The organism is Streptococcus oralis subsp. oralis (assembly GCF_002096435.1).
GTDB classification, from domain to species: Bacteria; Bacillota; Bacilli; order Lactobacillales; family Streptococcaceae; genus Streptococcus; species Streptococcus oralis_AA.
This window is the reverse complement of sequence record NZ_NCUI01000025.1, coordinates 1-17,891: the sequence shown is the minus strand read 5'-3', so window position 1 is coordinate 17,891 and position 17,891 is coordinate 1. Positions and strand designations below refer to the sequence as shown.

Sequence of the window (17,891 nt, the reverse complement as noted above, 5' to 3'; positions counted from 1 at the left end):
CTATAATATTACTACTTTGTCCTATTTGAAAAAAGATGTTTAAAAAAGTAAGGTAGTCTTTTATCTCCACCTCGAATCTCCTGCAATTCTGCCTCTGTTACCTCTTTAAATTGTTCCAACTTTACTGTATTTTTCATAATGAAATCTCCTGTATTATTTTTTCTTGTAAGTTAACTTACACATCTATTATACAAAATGAAGACCATGTAAGAAAAAATTCTTCCCAACTGTACATTTTTGCACCTGAAACGCACTTTTTTAAGAAAAAAGCTGGGATTTACCCCAGCTTCGCATCTAAAATTGATCCCAGCAGGATTCGAACCTGCGACCGTTCGCTTAGAAGGCGAATGCTCTATCCAGCTGAGCTATGAGACCTAACATGACCATTCTATCAAAAAACAAGAGCTAAGTCAATCTTCTATTTGTGGTAAGGAGAACCCTGTTGAATTGTAAAAGCACGGTAAATTTGTTCAACTAAAACCAATCTCATTAACTGATGTGGTAATGTCAGACGTCCAAAACTGACAGAAAGATTGGCCCTATTTTTTACAACAGGAGCTAGACCCAAACTCCCTCCAATGATAAAAGTAAGTGTTGAATATCCTTTGATAGAAGCTTGCTCTAGTTGCTTACTAAATTCCTCTGAGGAGAGTGTTTTTCCTTCAATAGCTAGTACAACGACAAAGTCCCTTTCTCCAACCTTAGAAAGAATTCTTTCACCTTCTGTTTCCAAGATTTTTTGATTTTCTAATTCACTGGCTTTGTCAGGTGTCTTCTCATCAGTAAGCTCAATCATTTCTAATTTGGCGAAACGTGAAATTCGTTTGGTATATTCAGCAATACCATCTTTAAGGTATTTTTCTTTTAATTTTCCCACTGTTACAATTTTTATTTTCATTCTTCTATTCTATCATATCCACACTTCATTTCACATCTTATACACACAAAAATCATTCAAAATTACTAGTGAATTCACAGAATAAAACGAGTTATCCACAACTTGTGTAAAACTTTAAGCTTTTAAGTTTGGATTAAGTTAATAGGTTTATAATCTGAGTAAATAAATAACAAACGGAGGCGTTTATGAAACACTTACAAAAATTTTACAAAAAGGGAGTTAAAGTTCTTGTAATCATTCTAATAGGATTTTTAAGTGGTGCCTTAGGAAGTTTCGTAACATTACAACTTTATCAAAAACAAGGAAATCAAGCTACGAATAATAATTCTGGCACTGTCACTCAAACATCCTATAAGAATGAAAATTCAACCACTCAAGCAGTAAATAAAGTTAAGGATGCTGTTGTCTCAATCATTACTTATTCTTCTTCTAGCAGTAGACAAAGTAGTGTATTTAATGCTGACGAAACTAACTCTGATTCAGACAATCAACAAATCGCAAGTGAGGGATCAGGTGTTATCTATAAAAAGGATGATAAAGATGCCTATCTTGTAACTAATACTCACGTTATCAATGGAGCTTCAAAAGTTGATATTCGCTTGGCAGATGGTACTAAGGTTCCTGGTGAAATTGTCGGATCTGATACTTTCTCTGATATTGCTGTCGTTAAAATTTCTTCAGAAAAAGTTACAACAATAGCAGAATTTGGGGATTCAAGTCAACTTAGTGTTGGAGAAACAGCGATTGCTATCGGTAGTCCTCTAGGTTCAGAATATGCTAATACAGTTACACAGGGGATTATTTCAAGTCTTAATCGAAATGTTTCTCTAAAATCTGAAGATGGTCAAGCTATTTCAACAAAAGCCATTCAAACAGATACAGCCATTAACCCTGGTAACTCTGGTGGTCCACTTGTAAACATTCAAGGACAAGTAATTGGTATTACATCAAGTAAAATTGCAAGTAATGGTGGAACATCTGTAGAAGGTCTTGGTTTTGCAATTCCTTCAAACGATGCACAAAATATCATTAAACAGCTTGAAAGTGATGGTAAAGTGACTCGTCCAGCTCTTGGAATTCAAATGGTCAATCTATCAAATGTTGGAGCTAGTGATCTTAGAAAACTTAACATTCCAAGTGGCCTCACTTCAGGTGTAGTTGTTCGATCCGTTCAAAACAATATGCCAGCAAATGGACATCTTCAAAAATACGATGTCATTACCAAAGTTGACGACAAAGAGATTACCTCATCAACAGACCTACAACATGCTCTTTACAATCATGCTATCGGAGATACTATCAAAGTAACCTACTACCGTAACGGTAAGGAGGAAACAACCTCAATTAAACTAGATAAGAATTCTGGTGATTTAGAGTCTTAATTGACATCAGTGTAAAGAAAACTTTACAGAAAGTAAAAGATATGTTAGTGTAGAATCATGGAAAAATTTGAAATGATTTCTATCTCTGAAATACAAAAGAATCCTTACCAACCTCGGAAAGAATTTGATACAGATAAACTAAATGAATTAGCTCAGTCAATCAAAGAAAATGGGCTCATCCAACCAATCATCGTTCGTCAATCTCCTGTAATTGGTTATGAAATCCTTGCAGGAGAGAGACGATATCGGGCTTCTCTCTTGGCTGGTCTGACCTCTATTCCAGCCGTTGTAAAGCACCTCTCAGATCAGGAAATGATAATCCAGTCAATCATTGAGAATTTGCAGAGAGAAAATTTAAATCCTGTTGAAGAAGCACGCGCCTACGAATCTTTAGTAGAAAAAGGATTTACTCACACTGAGATAGCGGATAAAATGGGGAAATCTCGTCCTTATATCACTAATTTTATTCGTTTGCTTTCCCTACCAGAATATATCTTAACTGAAGTAGAAAATGGAAAAATTTCTCAAGCGCATGCACGTTCACTAGTTGGTTTGGACAAAGAGCAGCAAGACTATTTCTTCCAACTAATCAAAAATGAAGATATTTCTGTGAGAAAGTTAGAAGCACTTCTTACAGAGAAAAAACACAAGAAGCAAAAAAAAAGTGATTCTTTCATCAAAGACGAAGAAGATAAATTAAAAAAACTACTCGGTTTAAGTGTAGAAATTAAACTTTCAAAAAAAGGTACTGGAAAGATTATTATCTCCTTTTCAAGTCAAGAAGAATACGATAGAATTATTAACAGCCTGAAATAAGGCTGTTCTTTTATTTTCTCAACCCACAAATTTATCCACCAATTTTTTTATCAAAAAGCCTACTAAATCAAGGATTCTCTTATTTATCCCCAACCTGTGGATAAATACTACTAACATTGTGGATTCTTTTCCTCAATCTGTGGAAAAATCCTATTATCTATGGTAAAATAAGTCTAGCACTAAACTACTAAAATCATAGTAAAGGAGGAAAATTAGTTGAAAGAAAAGCAATTTTGGAATCGTATTTTAGAATTTGCTCAAGAAAGATTGACACGATCTATGTATGATTTCTATGCTACACCTGCTGAACTCGTCAAAGTAGAAGAAAACACAGCTACTATATTTCTACCGAGATCAGAGATGGAAATGGTGTGGGAAAAGCAATTAAAAGATATTATTGTTGCTGCTGGTTTTGAAATTTATGATTCTGAAATCAAACCTCACTATATTTTCACTAAACCTCAGAGTACAGAATCTCCTCAAGTAAATGATACGAATAGTGTCTCTACTTACGATTACACACCTTCACTACCAACGATTCTCTATTCTGAAACAGGATTAAAAGAAAAATATACCTTTGATAACTTTATTCAAGGTGATGGGAATGTTTGGGCGGTATCTGCTGCACTAGCTGTATCTGAAGATTTAGCTCTGACCTATAATCCTCTTTTCATCTATGGAGGACCTGGTCTTGGAAAGACTCACTTGCTCAATGCGATTGGAAATGAGATTTTGAAAAATATTCCTGATGCGCGTGTCAAGTACATTCCTGCCGAAAGCTTTATCAATGACTTTCTTGAACACTTGCGACTTGGGGAAATGGAAAATTTCAAAAAGACTTACCGTAGTCTTGATCTCTTGTTGATCGATGATATCCAATCTCTCAGTGGCAAAAAAGTCGCGACCCAGGAAGAATTTTTCAATACCTTCAATGCTCTTCATGATAAGCAGAAACAGATTGTCCTAACCAGTGATCGAAGTCCTAAACACCTAGAAGGCCTTGAGGAAAGACTTGTTACACGCTTTAGCTGGGGATTGACGCAAAATATCACCCCTCCTGACTTTGAGACACGTATCGCCATTCTTCAAAGTAAAACAGAGCACTTGGATTACCATTTCCAAAATGATACTCTAGAATACTTGGCTGGCCAATTTGATTCAAATGTTCGAGAATTAGAAGGAGCAATCAACGATATCACTTTAATTGCCAGAGTGAAGAAGATTAAGGATATTACTATTGATATTGCTGCGGAAGCTATTAGAGCACGTAAGCAAGACGCCCGCCAGATACTTGTTATTCCAATTGAGAAAATCCAAACTGAAGTTGGTAATTTTTATGGAGTGAGTGTTAAAGAAATGAAAGGTACGAGACGAGTTCAGAACATCGTTTTGGCACGTCAGGTTGCTATGTATCTAGCTAGAGAACTGACAGATAACAGTCTTCCAAAAATCGGAAAAGAATTTGGCGGAAAGGATCACACCACCGTTATTCATGCCCATGCTAAAATCAAATCATTGATTGACGAAGACGATAATTTACGTTTAGAAATAGAAGCAATCAAAAAGAAAATTAAGTAGCTTGTGGATAAGTTTTCCTTTCTTATCTTTTTTATCCACATTTTTTAAACAAGCTTAGAAGCTTAAGTTTACTAAATAGCACTCAGTTTTCCACAGAATTCACACACTCTATTATTACTATTAACTTTCTAATACTAAAAATAAATAAAGGAGAATCCATGATTCATTTTTCAATTAATAAAAATTTATTTCTACAAGCCTTAAATACCACAAAACGAGCAATAAGCTCTAAAAATGCTATTCCAATTTTATCAACAATCAAAATTGACGTTACCAATGAAGGAATTACTTTAATTGGATCAAACGGTCAAATTTCTATTGAAAATTTCATTTCTCAAAAGAATGAAGATGCTGGTCTCTTGATCACTTCTTTGGGTTCGATTCTTCTTGAAGCTTCTTTCTTTATCAATGTGGTATCCAGTCTTCCAGATGTAACGCTAGATTTCAAAGAGATTGAACAAAAACAAATTGTCTTAACCAGTGGCAAATCAGAAATTACTCTAAAAGGAAAAGATAGCGAACAGTATCCACGAATCCAAGAAATTTCAGCAAGTACTCCTTTGGTTCTTGAAACAAAACTGCTCAAGAAAATTATCAACGAAACAGCCTTTGCTGCAAGTACGCAAGAAAGTCGTCCAATCTTAACAGGTGTCCACTTCGTATTGAGCCAACACAAGGAACTAAAAACAGTTGCGACAGACTCACACCGCCTTAGCCAGAAGAAATTGACTCTTGAAAAAAATGGTGATGATTTTGATGTGGTGATTCCTAGTCGTTCTCTACGAGAATTTTCAGCTGTATTTACGGATGATATTGAAACTGTGGAGATTTTCTTTGCAAATAATCAAATCCTCTTTAGAAGCGAAAATATTAGCTTCTACACTCGTCTCCTAGAAGGTAATTATCCTGATACAGATCGCTTGATTCCAACAGACTTTAACACTACAATTACTTTTGATGTGGTCAATTTGCGTCAATCTATGGAACGTGCACGTCTCTTATCAAGTGCGACTCAAAATGGTACTGTGAAGCTTGAAATTAAAGGTGGAGTTGTTAGCGCCCATGTTCACTCTCCAGAAGTTGGTAAAGTAAACGAAGAAATCGATACGGAGCAGGTGACCGGGGATGATTTGACTATTAGTTTCAACCCAACTTACTTGATTGATTCCCTCAAGGCTTTAAATAGCGAAAAGGTGACTATTAGCTTTATCTCAGCAGTTCGTCCATTTACTCTTGTGCCAGCAGATACTGACGAAGATTTCACGCAGCTCATTACACCAGTTCGTACAAATTAAGTGAAAGAGGTTGAGCCTGGCTCGCCTCTTTTATGATATAATCAAAAAAGAAAAGGAGAGTAGTATGTATCAAGTTGGAAATTTTGTTGAGATGAAAAAACCACATGCTTGCACAATTAAATCAACAGGTAAAAAAGCTAATCGTTGGGAAATTACACGCGTAGGGGCAGATATCAAAATCAAATGTAGCAATTGTGATCACGTTGTTATGATGAGTCGCTATGATTTTGAACGAAAAATGAATAAAATTATTGACTAAGAACCCTTAGTTAGAGGGTTAGCAAGTTTTCCCTTTTTGTGTTATAATGTTAGGGATTGAAATGAGAACGGAGAATGAGAAACTATGGCTTTAACAGCAGGTATCGTTGGTTTGCCAAACGTTGGTAAATCAACCCTTTTTAATGCAATTACAAAAGCAGGAGCAGAGGCGGCAAACTACCCATTTGCGACTATTGATCCAAACGTTGGGATGGTGGAAGTTCCAGATGAACGCCTACAAAAACTAACGGAAATGATTACACCTAAAAAGACAGTCCCAACAACCTTTGAATTTACAGATATTGCAGGGATTGTAAAAGGAGCATCAAAAGGAGAAGGTCTAGGGAATAAATTCTTGGCCAATATCCGTGAAGTAGATGCGATTGTTCACGTTGTGCGTGCTTTTGATGATGAAAATGTTATGCGCGAGCAAGGACGTGAAGACGCCTTTGTGGATCCACTTGCAGATATTGATACCATTAACCTAGAGTTGATTCTTGCTGACTTAGAATCAGTTAATAAACGCTATGCGCGTGTAGAAAAGATGGCACGTACGCAAAAAGATAAAGAATCAGTAGCAGAGTTTAACGTTCTTCAAAAAATTAAACCAGTCCTTGAAGACGGGAAATCAGCTCGTACCATTGAATTCACAGATGAGGAACAAAAGGTTGTTAAAGGTCTCTTCCTTTTGACTACTAAACCAGTTCTTTATGTTGCTAATGTGGATGAGGATGTAGTTTCAGATCCAGATTCTATCGACTATGTGAAACAAATTCGAGAATTCGCAGCGACAGAGAATGCTGAAGTAGTAGTTATTTCCGCGCGTGCTGAGGAAGAAATTTCTGAGTTAGACGATGAGGATAAGCAAGAGTTTCTTGAAGCACTTGGATTGACAGAATCAGGCGTTGATAAGTTGACTCGAGCTGCTTACCATCTACTAGGACTCGGAACTTACTTTACAGCTGGTGAAAAAGAAGTCCGTGCTTGGACCTTTAAGCGAGGGATGAAAGCTCCTCAAGCAGCTGGTATTATCCACTCAGACTTTGAAAAAGGCTTTATTCGTGCAGTCACCATGTCATATGAGGATCTAGTGAAATACGGATCTGAAAAGGCTGTAAAAGAAGCTGGGCGCTTGCGTGAAGAAGGAAAAGAATATATCGTTCAAGATGGCGATATCATGGAATTCCGCTTTAACGTTTAATAACATTTAATAAATAGTGTCAATTAGGTTGGAAAAAAATTCCAACCCTTTTGGCTTTTGAAAGGAAAAATAAATGACAAAATTACTTGTTGGATTAGGAAATCCAGGGGATAAATATTTTGAAACCAAGCACAATGTTGGCTTTATGTTGATTGACCAACTAGCTAAAAAACAAAATGTCACCTTTACACACGACAAGATATTTCAAGCTGACCTAGCATCATTTTTTTTAAATGGAGAAAAAATCTATCTTGTTAAACCAACGACTTTCATGAATGAAAGTGGGAAAGCGGTTCATGCTTTATTGACTTACTATGGTTTGGATATTGAAGATTTACTCGTTATTTACGACGACCTTGACATGGAAGTCGGGAAAATTCGTTTAAGAGCAAAGGGATCAGCAGGTGGTCATAATGGTATCAAGTCTATTATTCAACATATAGGGACTCAGGTATTTAACCGTGTTAAAATAGGTATTGGAAGACCTAAAAAAGGCATGTCAGTTGTTCATCATGTTTTAAGTAAGTTTGATCAGGATGACTATGTGGGTATTTTACAGTCTATTGACAAGGTTGACGATGCTGTAAACTACTATTTACAAGAGAAAAACTTTGAGAAAACAATGCAGAGGTATAACGGCTAAATGGTGACTTTATTAGATTTATTCTCAGAAAATGACCAGATAAAAAAATGGCATCAAAATCTGATAGATAAGAAAAGACAACTAATACTTGGTTTATCAACTTCTACCAAGGCTCTTGCAATTGCAAGCAGTCTAGAAAAAGAAAATAAGATTGTGTTACTGACTTCAACTTATGGAGAAGCAGAACGAATTATCAGTGATCTTCTTTCTCTTTTAGGAGAGGAACTTGTCTATCCATTTTTGGTTGATGACTCTCCTATGGTAGAGTTTTTGATGTCTTCGCAAGAAAAAATCATTTCGCGGGTTGAGGCCTTGCGTTTTTTGAGTGATCCGTCTAAGAAAGGGATTTTAGTTTGTAATATCGCAGCGAGTCGATTGATTCTACCCTCTCCGACTAGATTTAAAGAAAGTATTATAAAAATTGCAGTTGGTGAAGAATATGACCAACACGAGCTACTTCACCGATTAAAGGAAATTGGATATCGAAAAGTTACTCAAGTACAGACACAAGGTGAGTTTAGTATTCGAGGAGACATTTTAGATATTTTTGAGATGTCTCAGTTAGAACCTTTCCGAATCGAGTTTTTTGGCGATGAAGTAGATGGTATTCGTACTTTTGAAGTCGAAACACAATTATCGAAAGAAAATCAGACAAACCTCACTATCTTTCCAGCTAGCGACATACTTTTGAGAGAAAAAGATTATCAACGAGGACAGTCAGCTTTAGAAAAGCAAATTTCAAAGACTCTATCACCAATTTTAAAATCATATTTGGAAGAGATTTTGTCAAGTTTTCATCAAAAACAAGTACATTCAGATAGTCGAAAGTTTTTGTCCTTATGTTACGATAAAACATGGACTGTATTTGATTATATTGAAAAAGATACACCAGTATTCTTTGATGACTATCAAAAATTGATGAATCAGTATGAAGCCTTTGAAAGAGAGTTAGCGCAATACTTTACAGAAGATTTACAGAATGGTAAATCATTTTCTGAGATGCAGTATTTTGCAGATACAGAGCAAACCTATAAAAAACAAAGTCCAGTTACCTTTTTCTCCAATCTGCAAAAGGGCTTAGGAAATCTTAAGTTTGATCACATTTATCAATTTAATCAATACCCCATGCAAGAGTTTTTTAATCAATTTTCATTTTTAAAAGAAGAAATTGAGCGATACAAAAAAATGGACTACACTATTATTTTGCAGTCTAGCAATTCAATGGGAAGTAAGACGTTGGAGGATGTTTTAGAGGAATATCAGATCAAATTGGATTCCAAAGATAAGTCAAGTATCTGTAAAGAATCTGTAAACTTGATTGAGGGTAATCTAAGACATGGTTTTCATTTTGTAGATGAAAAAATTCTCTTGATTACTGAACATGAGATTTTTCAAAAGAAATTAAAACGTCGTTTTCGAAGACAACATGCTTCAAACGCAGAGCGATTAAAAGATTATAATGAACTTGAAAAAGGGGACTACGTTGTTCACCATATCCATGGAATTGGTCAATATTTAGGAATCGAAACAATTGAAATCCAAGGTATTCACCGTGATTATGTCAGTATACAGTATCAAAATGGTGACCAAATCTCCATCCCAGTAGAGCAGATTCAGTTACTGTCTAAATATGTTTCAAGTGATGGGAAAGCGCCAAAACTTAATAAATTAAATGATGGTCATTTCAAAAAGGCCAAGCAAAAAGTTAAGAACCAAGTAGAGGATATAGCTGACGATTTAATCAAGCTTTATTCTGAGCGTAGTCAGTTGAAGGGGTTTGCTTTCTCGGCTGATGATGATGAGCAACATGCTTTTGATGATGCTTTCCCTTACGTTGAAACGGATGATCAACTTCGTAGTATTGAGGAAATCAAGAGAGATATGCAGGATTCTCATCCCATGGATCGACTTTTAGTTGGGGATGTTGGTTTTGGGAAGACTGAAGTAGCAATGCGTGCTGCTTTTAAGGCAGTCAATGATCACAAACAGGTGGTCGTTCTAGTTCCAACAACGGTTTTAGCGCAACAGCACTATACGAATTTTAAGGAACGATTCCAAAATTTTGCTGTTAATATTGATGTGTTGAGTCGCTTTAGAAGTAAAAAAGAGCAGGCAGAGACACTTGAAAAATTAAAGAATGGTCAAGTCGATATTTTGATTGGAACGCATCGTGTTTTGTCAAAAGATGTTGTCTTTTCAGATCTAGGCTTGATGATTATTGATGAAGAGCAACGATTTGGTGTCAAGCATAAGGAAACATTGAAAGAACTGAAGAAACAAGTGGATGTCTTAACATTGACAGCTACTCCAATACCACGTACTCTTCATATGTCTATGTTGGGAATCAGAAATTTGTCTGTTATTGAAACACCTCCGACCAATCGTTATCCAGTGCAAACCTATGTATTAGAGAAGAATGATAGTGTCATTCGTGATGCTGTCTTGCGTGAAATGGAGCGTGGAGGTCAAGTTTACTATCTTTACAACAAAGTTGACACGATTGACCAGAAGGTTTCAGAATTACAGGAGTTGATTCCAGAAGCTTCGATTGTGTTTGTTCATGGACAAATGAGTGAAATTCAGTTGGAAAATACTTTATTGGATTTCATTGAAGGTCAGTATGATATTTTGGTGACGACTACTATTATTGAGACAGGGGTAGATATTCTAAATGCCAATACCTTATTTATTGAAAATGCAGATCATATGGGTTTGTCAACCTTATATCAGTTAAGAGGAAGAGTCGGTCGTAGTAATCGTATTGCTTATGCCTATCTCATGTATCGTCCAGAAAAATCAATCAGTGAAGTTTCTGAGAAGAGATTAGAAGCTATTAAGGGATTTACAGAATTAGGCTCAGGATTTAAGATTGCGATGCGAGATCTTTCGATTCGTGGAGCAGGAAATCTCCTAGGAAAATCGCAGTCTGGTTTCATTGATTCTGTTGGTTTTGAATTGTATTCACAGTTATTAGAGGAAGCTATCGCTAAACGGAACGGTAATGGGAATAAAAGAATCAAAGGAAATGCTGAGTTGATTTTACAAATCGACGCCTATCTTCCTGACACTTATATTTCTGATCAACGACATAAGATTGAAATTTACAAGAAAATTCGTCAAATTGACAATCGTGTAAACTATGAAGAACTACAAGAAGAATTGATGGATCGTTTTGGAGAATACCCAGATGTAGTAGCATATCTTTTAGAGATTGGTTTGGTCAAGTCATATTTTGACAAGGTATTTGTAGAACGTGTGGAAAGAAAAGAAAATAAGATTACAGTTCAATTTGAAAAAGTCACTCAACGACTATTCTTGGCTCAAGATTATTTTAAAGCTTTATCCGCAACGAACTTAAAAGCAGCCATAGCTGAGAATAAGGGATTAATGGAAGTTGTATTCGATGTCCGAAACAAGAAGGATTATGAAATTTTAGAAGGTTTGCTGATTTTTGGAGAAAGTTTATTAGAGATAAAAGAATCAAAGGAAGCAAATCCCATTTAACATTTTTCTTCTATAAAAAGGATAAAAATGGTACAATAATAATTTGAGGTAATAAAAATGAGATTAGACAAGTATTTAAAAGTATCACGAATTATTAAGCGCCGCACAGTCGCAAAAGAAGTAGCAGATAAAGGTAGAATCAAGGTGAACGGAATCTTGGCCAAAAGTTCAACGGATTTGAAAGTTGATGACCAAGTTGAAATTCGCTTTGGAAATAAGTTGTTGCTTGTTAAAGTACTAGAAATGAAAGATAGTACAAAAAAAGAAGACGCAGCAGGCATGTATGAAATTCTCAGTGAAACACGGGTAGAAGAAAATGTCTAAAAATATTGTACAGATGAATAATTCTTTTATTCAAAATGAACATCAACGTCGTCGTTACCTGATGAAGGAGAGACAAAAACGAAATCGTTTTATGGGTTGGGTCCTTATTTTGATGATCTTGTTGTTTATTTTACCAACTTATAACTTGGCTCAAAGCTATGATCAGTTACTGCAACGTCGTCAGCAATTAACAGAGTTGAAAGAGCAGTACCAAACTCTTAGTGATGAAAAGGATAAGGAATCCGCCTTTGCTGCAAAGTTGAAAGATGAAGACTATGTAGCAAAATATGCACGCGCCAAGTACTATTACTCAAAGAAACGAGAAGCAATTTACACAATTCCTGATTTGCTTCCGAGGTAATGTCATGGAAAATTTATTGGAAGTTGTTGAGCAATTTTTAAGTTTATCAGATGAAAAATTAGAGGAATTGGCAGCTAAAAACCATTTATTACGATTACAAGAAGAAAGGGAAGAGAAGAATGCGTAAGTTCTTAGTAGTTTTATTGCTACCTGCTTTTATCATAACCTCAAGAGTAGTTAGCACAGAAAAACAGCTTCCTTACTCTTCGCAAGAAATTTATTATCTAACTGAGTCTGATTATGGATTCTACTATAAAGAATCTCTGGAATCCCCAATGGTATATGGAGAAACAGCCGTCTATGCTAATGAGGATCTTGTTAAGGAGTCTGGTAAATTGACTACTGGAACCACCTTTAAAATCGTAGAATGGCGTTTGAATAGACAAGGTGTTCCTGTTTTTAAATTAGATAATCACCAGTTTATCCTTGCAGATAAGCGTTTGGTCTATGATCAAAGTCAAGTTCAAACTCAAAATAGACAAGTATGGTTGGAGCAGGGGTTTGTTATCTATAACAGTCCCTATGATGCGAAAGAAATTTCTTCATCCCTCTCTCCCTATCAACGCGTAATGGTGGATAGAGCTCTCTTTGCTGAGGGACAAGAATTTCTTCATATCGATCAAGTTGGGTGGGTATCAAAAGAGTTCACCTCAGAAGAAGACAATCGCATCCAGAAGGTTCAAGAAGTTTTATCAAACAACTATCAGAACGAAAATTATTCTATTTATGTTAAACAATTGAGTACAGGTAAAGAGGCTGGGGTGAATGAAGACAGCAAACTCTATGCAGCTAGTATCTTGAAACTAGCCTACCTTTATTACGCTCAAGATAAGATAAATCAAGGGGAATATACGTTAGACAGTAGCTTCAAGTATGTCCCGGAAGTAAATAGTTTCCCTGGGTCCTATAAACCAGAAGGTAGTGGTAGCTTACCTAAAAAAGAAGATAACAAAGAATACAGTCTTCAACAGTTAATTACCAAGGTAACAAAAGAGTCTGACAATGTTGCTCATAATATTTTAGGTTATTACGTGACCAATCAATCTGATGGGGCTTTCAAAGAAAAAATGTCCACCATTATGGGTGAAGATTGGGATGTGAATGATAAATTGACTTCTTCAAAAATGGCTGGAAAGGTCATGGAAGCTATTTATAATCAGAATGGTTTTGTCCTAGAGTCTCTAGGTAAGACTGATTTTGACAACCAACGAATCGCAAAAGGTGTTTCAGTTAAGGTAGCTCATAAAATTGGAGATGCCGACGAGTTTAAACATGACACTGCCATTGTCTATACGGATTCTCCTTTCGTTCTTTCTATTTTTACCAAAAATTCTGATTATGATACTATTGCTAAGATAGCTAAGGATGTCTATGAGGTTCTAAAATGAGGGAACAGGATTTTTTAAATCATTTTCTCCGAAAAGAGTATTTCAAAAAACATTCGAAAGTCGTGTTAGCTTTGTCTGGCGGACTGGATTCAATGTTTTTATTCCAGCTATTGTCTACTTATCAAAATGAGTTGGGAATTGAGTTGATTTTAGCACATGTCAATCACAAGCAGAGAAGGGAATCTGATTGGGAGGAAAATGAACTAAGGAAGTTAGCTGATGCAGCTGAACTTCCTATTTATATCACAAGCTTTTCAGGAGACTTTTCAGAAGCGCGTGCTCGAGAGTTTCGTTATGATTTTTTTAGGAAAATTATGAAAGAGGTTGGAGCGACTGCCTTGGTTACCGCCCACCATGCAGATGATCAAGTTGAAACGATTTTGATGCGCTTGATTCGAGGAAGTCGGCTACGTCATTTAACAGGAATAAAAGAAAGTCAAGTAGTTGATGATATTGAAATCATCCGTCCCTTGTTGCAATTTCATAAAAAGGATTTTTCACCAATTTTTCATTTCGAAGATCAAACAAATCAGGAAAGCACCTATTTTCGCAATCGCATTCGGAATAGGTATATACCAGAGCTTGAAAAAGAAAATCCTCGTCTTAAATCCGCCCTTTTAGATTTAGGAAGGGAAATTTCAGATTACCAGGCAACAATAACGGAACTTTCGAAACAAATTGATGTGGAAGATTTGAATGAGCTATTTTCATACTCTCAACAAACTCAAGGAATCTTGCTCCAAAACTATCTTAATCAATTTCCAGACTTAAATCTGACGAAGGCTCAGTTTGATGAAGTTCGACAGATTTTAGCAAGGAAAAGCCAGTATCGTCACCCATTGAAAAATGGTTATGAATTGATAAAAGAGTATCAGAATTTTCGAGTTTGTAAAATCAGTCCTCAGGCCGATGAAAAGGAAGATGAACTTGTGTTACACTATCAAAATCAAGTTCGATATAAGGGCTATTTATTTTCCTTTGGCATCCCTATTGAAGGGAATTTTGTTCAAAAAGTAACGGTTTCACGGGAAACATCTGTACATATTAGATGTCGAAAACCTGGCGACATTATTACCCTAAATGGTCATCGAAAGAAACTGAGACGCTTATTTATAGATTTGAAAATCCCTATTGAAAAACGAAAAACAACCCCTATTATTGAGCAATTTGGAGAAATTGTCTCAATTTTAGGAATTGCGACCAGTGATTTGAGTAAAAACACGAAAAATGATATAATGAACACTGTGATTTATATAGAAAAAATAGATAGGTAAAAAGATGTTAGAACACGATATTAAAAAAATCCTCGTTTCACATGATGAAATTACAGAAGCAGCTAAAAAGCTAGGTGCGCAACTAACAAAAGAATATGAGGGGAAAAATCCAATTCTTATTGGAATTTTGAAAGGATCGATTCCTTTTATGGCTGAATTGGTCAAACATATTGATACGCATATTGAGATGGACTTCATGATGGTATCTAGCTACCATGGTGGAACAGCAAGTAGTGGTGTGATCAATATCAAGCAAGACGTGACTCAAGATATCAAAGGAAGACATGTTTTATTTGTAGAGGATATCATTGATACAGGTCAAACTTTGAAGAGTTTGAGAGATATGTTTATTGCAAGAGAAGCAGCTTCTGTTAAAATTGCGACTTTGTTGGACAAACCAGAGGGACGCGTTGTTGAAATTGAGGCAGATTATACTTGCTTTACTATTCCAAATGAGTTTGTAGTAGGTTATGGTTTGGACTATAAAGAAAATTATCGTAACCTTCCTTATGTTGGAGTTTTGAAAGAAGAAGTTTATTCAAATTAGAAAGATTTATCTTTAATGAAAAAACAAAATAATGGTTTAATTAGAAATCCATTTCTATACTTGTTAATTATCTTCTTCCTAGTGACAGGATTCCAGTATTTTTACTCTGGAAATACTGCTGGGCGAAGCGAAAAAATTAACTATACAGAACTGGTAAAAGAAATTACAGCAGACAATGTAAAAGAATTAACCTATCAGCCAAATGGTAGCGTCATTGAAGTGTCTGGTGTTTATAAAAATCCTAAGACTAGTAAAGAAGAAACAGGAATTCAATTTTTCCCTCCTACAGCTACAACAGTAGAAAGATTCTCAAGTACTATTCTTCCGTCTGATTCAACAGTTTCAGAATTGCAAAAACTTGCTTCGGAACATCAGGCAGAGGTAACAGTCAAACATGAGAGTTCAAGCGGTATGTGGATCAATATCCTTGTTTCTGTTGTACCATTTGCTATTCTCTTCTTTTTCCTATTCTCTATGATGGGAAATATGGGAGGAAACAATAGTAGAAATCCAATGAGTTTTGGACGTAGCAAGGCCAAGGCCGCTAACAAAGAAGATATCAAGGTACGATTTTCAGATGTTGCAGGTGCCGAGGAAGAAAAACAAGAATTAGTTGAAGTTGTTGAATTCCTAAAAGATCCAAAACGATTTACCAAACTTGGTGCGCGTATTCCTGCGGGTGTTCTTTTAGAGGGACCTCCGGGAACAGGTAAGACTTTGCTTGCTAAGGCGGTTGCCGGAGAAGCAGGCGTTCCATTCTTTAGCATTTCAGGATCTGACTTTGTAGAAATGTTTGTCGGAGTTGGTGCAAGTCGTGTTCGTTCTCTTTTTGAGGATGCAAAAAAAGCAGCACCAGCCATCATCTTTATCGATGAAATTGATGCTGTTGGTCGCCAACGTGGTGTCGGCCTCGGTGGAGGAAATGATGAACGTGAGCAAACCTTGAACCAGCTCTTAATTGAAATGGATGGTTTTGAGGGTAATGAAGGAATTATCGTTATCGCTGCGACAAACCGTTCAGATGTCCTCGATCCAGCTCTTCTTCGTCCAGGACGTTTTGATAGAAAAGTCTTAGTTGGTCGCCCTGATGTTAAAGGTCGTGAAGCAATCTTGAAAGTTCACGCTAAAAATAAACCTCTCGCAGACGATGTTGATTTGAAACTAGTTGCTCAACAAACCCCAGGTTTTGTTGGTGCTGACTTGGAAAATGTTCTAAATGAGGCGGCCTTGGTTGCTGCTCGTCGCAACAAATCAATCATTGATGCTTCAGATATTGATGAGGCAGAGGACAGAGTGATTGCTGGACCATCTAAGAAAGATAAAACAGTATCACAAAGAGAACGGGAATTGGTTGCTTATCATGAGGCTGGACATACTATTGTTGGTTTAGTCTTGTCAAATGCCCGTGTTGTTCATAAAGTTACCATTGTACCACGTGGACGTGCAGGTGGTTACATGATTGCGCTTCCGAAAGAGGATCAAATGCTTCTTTCTAAAGAAGATATGAAAGAACAATTAGCAGGTTTGATGGGTGGTCGTGTAGCTGAAGAAATTATCTTTAATGTCCAAACGACAGGAGCTTCAAATGACTTTGAACAAGCTACACAGATGGCGCGTTCAATGGTCACTGAATACGGTATGAGTGAAAAACTTGGCCCAGTTCAATACGAAGGTAATCATGCTATGTTTGGTGCACAAAGTCCTCAAAAATCAATTTCAGAGCAAACAGCCTATGAGATTGATGAGGAAGTTCGTTCATTATTAAATGAGGCACGAAACAAAGCTGCTGAAATTATCCAATCAAATCGTGAAACACATAAGTTGATTGCAGAAGCATTGTTGAAATACGAAACATTAGATAGTACACAGATTAAATCTCTTTACGAAACAGGTAAAATGCCTGAGACCGTAGAAGAGGAATCCCATGCACTATCTTATGATGAAGTAAAATCAAAAATGAGTGAAGAAAAATAAATTTAGAGAGGTTCAACCTCTCTTTTTATGTTCTAATGTGATGGCTACCGAGCAGATGCCTTGATAGTCGACCCTCGTCGTACAGGCTTAGATGATAAGTTGTTGGATACCATTCTGACCTATGTTTCAGACAAAATGGTCTATGTATTCTGCAATGTTTCAACCTTGGCACGAGATTTGGTTAAACTAGTAAAAGTCTATGATCTCAAGTATATCCAGTCGGTCGATATGTTTCCCCACACTGCACGGACAGAAGCAGTGGTTAAGTTAGTGAAGAAAAGAAAAAATTAACTTCACTGAAAAAAGTCCTTGACAAAGGTAAAAAAGTAGGTATAATAGAAAGAGTTGAAAAGCTCAAGGTCCGTTGGTCAAGGGGTTAAGACACCGCCTTTTCACGGCGGTAACACGGGTTCGAATCCCGTACGGACTATGGTGTATTGTGGCTAAA

General features: G+C 36.3%; 17 protein-coding genes, 2 tRNA genes and 1 pseudogene. 17 read left to right on the top strand and 3 right to left on the bottom strand.

The features are described from left to right. Positions 1-11: 11 nt before the first annotated feature. From comC to rlmH, 3 genes are all read right to left on the bottom strand, one after another. Positions 12-137: a competence-stimulating peptide ComC gene (comC, locus tag B7723_RS06375; protein ID WP_008282505.1), complete on the bottom strand. Its 126-nt coding sequence runs from the start codon at positions 135-137 to the stop codon at positions 12-14. A 164-nt stretch (positions 138-301) separates the two neighbouring features. Next, positions 302-375 (bottom strand) — tRNA-Arg (locus B7723_RS06370). Positions 376-418: 43 nt separating this feature from the next. Further along, on the bottom strand, positions 419-898 hold the full coding sequence (gene rlmH / locus B7723_RS06365) for a 23S rRNA (pseudouridine(1915)-N(3))-methyltransferase RlmH (RefSeq protein ID WP_000694219.1): 480 nt from the start codon (positions 896-898) through the stop codon (positions 419-421). 185 nt (positions 899-1,083) lie between these two features. Between rlmH and B7723_RS06360 the strand changes: the two genes are divergently transcribed. From B7723_RS06360 to B7723_RS06285, 17 genes and pseudogenes are all read left to right on the top strand, one after another. After that, positions 1,084-2,280 (top strand): S1C family serine protease, encoded by a 1,197-nt coding sequence (locus B7723_RS06360; RefSeq protein ID WP_084850107.1) that lies wholly within the window; start codon positions 1,084-1,086, stop codon positions 2,278-2,280. 57 nt (positions 2,281-2,337) lie between these two features. Then, complete coding sequence (locus tag B7723_RS06355) at positions 2,338-3,096, top strand: ParB/RepB/Spo0J family partition protein (protein ID WP_084850108.1); 759 nt, start codon at positions 2,338-2,340, stop codon at positions 3,094-3,096. A gap of 216 nt (positions 3,097-3,312) precedes the next feature. Further along, positions 3,313-4,674, top strand: a complete 1,362-nt coding sequence (dnaA, locus tag B7723_RS06350) for a chromosomal replication initiator protein DnaA (RefSeq protein ID WP_084850109.1) — start codon at positions 3,313-3,315, stop codon at positions 4,672-4,674. Between the two features lie 158 nt (positions 4,675-4,832). Further along, positions 4,833-5,969: a DNA polymerase III subunit beta gene (gene dnaN / locus B7723_RS06345; RefSeq protein WP_084850110.1), complete on the top strand. Its 1,137-nt coding sequence runs from the start codon at positions 4,833-4,835 to the stop codon at positions 5,967-5,969. A gap of 64 nt (positions 5,970-6,033) precedes the next feature. Beyond that, positions 6,034-6,228, top strand: coding sequence for a DUF951 domain-containing protein (locus B7723_RS06340; RefSeq protein WP_000285188.1), 195 nt, complete (start codon positions 6,034-6,036; stop codon positions 6,226-6,228). Positions 6,229-6,312: 84 nt separating this feature from the next. Further along, complete coding sequence (ychF, locus tag B7723_RS06335; protein WP_001218700.1) at positions 6,313-7,428, top strand: redox-regulated ATPase YchF; 1,116 nt, start codon at positions 6,313-6,315, stop codon at positions 7,426-7,428. A 73-nt stretch (positions 7,429-7,501) separates the two neighbouring features. After that, positions 7,502-8,071: an aminoacyl-tRNA hydrolase gene (pth, locus tag B7723_RS06330; protein WP_061453864.1), complete on the top strand. Its 570-nt coding sequence runs from the start codon at positions 7,502-7,504 to the stop codon at positions 8,069-8,071. Next, positions 8,072-11,575, top strand: coding sequence for a transcription-repair coupling factor (gene mfd, locus B7723_RS06325; protein ID WP_084850111.1), 3,504 nt, complete (start codon positions 8,072-8,074; stop codon positions 11,573-11,575). A 57-nt stretch (positions 11,576-11,632) separates the two neighbouring features. Beyond that, positions 11,633-11,899 (top strand): RNA-binding S4 domain-containing protein, encoded by a 267-nt coding sequence (locus B7723_RS06320; RefSeq protein ID WP_001234975.1) that lies wholly within the window; start codon positions 11,633-11,635, stop codon positions 11,897-11,899. Next, entirely contained in the window at positions 11,892-12,260 is a 369-nt protein-coding gene (locus tag B7723_RS06315) for a septum formation initiator family protein (RefSeq protein ID WP_000041922.1), read from the top strand. Before B7723_RS06320 ends, B7723_RS06315 begins: the two co-directional genes overlap by 8 nt. A 4-nt stretch (positions 12,261-12,264) precedes the next feature. Then, entirely contained in the window at positions 12,265-12,387 is a 123-nt protein-coding gene (locus B7723_RS10730; protein ID WP_000429343.1) for an SP_0009 family protein, read from the top strand. Then, positions 12,380-13,648 (top strand): serine hydrolase, encoded by a 1,269-nt coding sequence (locus B7723_RS06310; RefSeq protein ID WP_084850112.1) that lies wholly within the window; start codon positions 12,380-12,382, stop codon positions 13,646-13,648. The genes B7723_RS10730 and B7723_RS06310 overlap by 8 nt, the downstream gene beginning before the upstream one ends. Next, positions 13,645-14,922 carry a tRNA lysidine(34) synthetase TilS gene (gene tilS, locus B7723_RS06305; protein ID WP_084850113.1) on the top strand — a complete coding sequence of 426 codons (1,278 nt, stop codon included), beginning with the start codon at positions 13,645-13,647 and terminating at the stop codon, positions 14,920-14,922. Before B7723_RS06310 ends, tilS begins: the two co-directional genes overlap by 4 nt. 4 nt (positions 14,923-14,926) lie before the next feature. Then, a complete protein-coding gene (gene hpt / locus B7723_RS06300) occupies positions 14,927-15,469 on the top strand; it encodes a hypoxanthine phosphoribosyltransferase (protein ID WP_000889404.1) in 543 nt (180 codons plus the stop codon). Positions 15,470-15,484: 15 nt separating this feature from the next. Beyond that, complete coding sequence (gene ftsH / locus B7723_RS06295) at positions 15,485-17,443, top strand: ATP-dependent zinc metalloprotease FtsH (RefSeq protein ID WP_084850114.1); 1,959 nt, start codon at positions 15,485-15,487, stop codon at positions 17,441-17,443. 39 nt (positions 17,444-17,482) lie between these two features. Then, positions 17,483-17,734 (top strand): annotated as a pseudogene (locus tag B7723_RS06290) (23S rRNA (uracil(1939)-C(5))-methyltransferase RlmD); the annotation flags it as partial. A gap of 67 nt (positions 17,735-17,801) precedes the next feature. Next, positions 17,802-17,873, top strand: a tRNA-Glu gene (locus B7723_RS06285). Positions 17,874-17,891: the final 18 nt, after the last annotated feature.

Coding starts and splice junctions, on each gene's coding strand:
- comC (WP_008282505.1), bottom strand. CDS start 137: ATGAAAAATACAGTAAAGTTGGAACAATTTAAAGAGGTAACAGAGGCA.
- rlmH (WP_000694219.1), bottom strand. CDS start 898: ATGAAAATAAAAATTGTAACAGTGGGAAAATTAAAAGAAAAATACCTT.
- B7723_RS06360 (WP_084850107.1), top strand. CDS start 1,084: ATGAAACACTTACAAAAATTTTACAAAAAGGGAGTTAAAGTTCTTGTA.
- B7723_RS06355 (WP_084850108.1), top strand. CDS start 2,338: ATGGAAAAATTTGAAATGATTTCTATCTCTGAAATACAAAAGAATCCT.
- dnaN (WP_084850110.1), top strand. CDS start 4,833: ATGATTCATTTTTCAATTAATAAAAATTTATTTCTACAAGCCTTAAAT.
- B7723_RS06340 (WP_000285188.1), top strand. CDS start 6,034: ATGTATCAAGTTGGAAATTTTGTTGAGATGAAAAAACCACATGCTTGC.
- ychF (WP_001218700.1), top strand. CDS start 6,313: ATGGCTTTAACAGCAGGTATCGTTGGTTTGCCAAACGTTGGTAAATCA.
- pth (WP_061453864.1), top strand. CDS start 7,502: ATGACAAAATTACTTGTTGGATTAGGAAATCCAGGGGATAAATATTTT.
- mfd (WP_084850111.1), top strand. CDS start 8,072: ATGGTGACTTTATTAGATTTATTCTCAGAAAATGACCAGATAAAAAAA.
- B7723_RS06320 (WP_001234975.1), top strand. CDS start 11,633: ATGAGATTAGACAAGTATTTAAAAGTATCACGAATTATTAAGCGCCGC.
- B7723_RS06315 (WP_000041922.1), top strand. CDS start 11,892: ATGTCTAAAAATATTGTACAGATGAATAATTCTTTTATTCAAAATGAA.
- B7723_RS10730 (WP_000429343.1), top strand. CDS start 12,265: ATGGAAAATTTATTGGAAGTTGTTGAGCAATTTTTAAGTTTATCAGAT.
- B7723_RS06310 (WP_084850112.1), top strand. CDS start 12,380: ATGCGTAAGTTCTTAGTAGTTTTATTGCTACCTGCTTTTATCATAACC.
- tilS (WP_084850113.1), top strand. CDS start 13,645: ATGAGGGAACAGGATTTTTTAAATCATTTTCTCCGAAAAGAGTATTTC.
- hpt (WP_000889404.1), top strand. CDS start 14,927: ATGTTAGAACACGATATTAAAAAAATCCTCGTTTCACATGATGAAATT.
- ftsH (WP_084850114.1), top strand. CDS start 15,485: ATGAAAAAACAAAATAATGGTTTAATTAGAAATCCATTTCTATACTTG.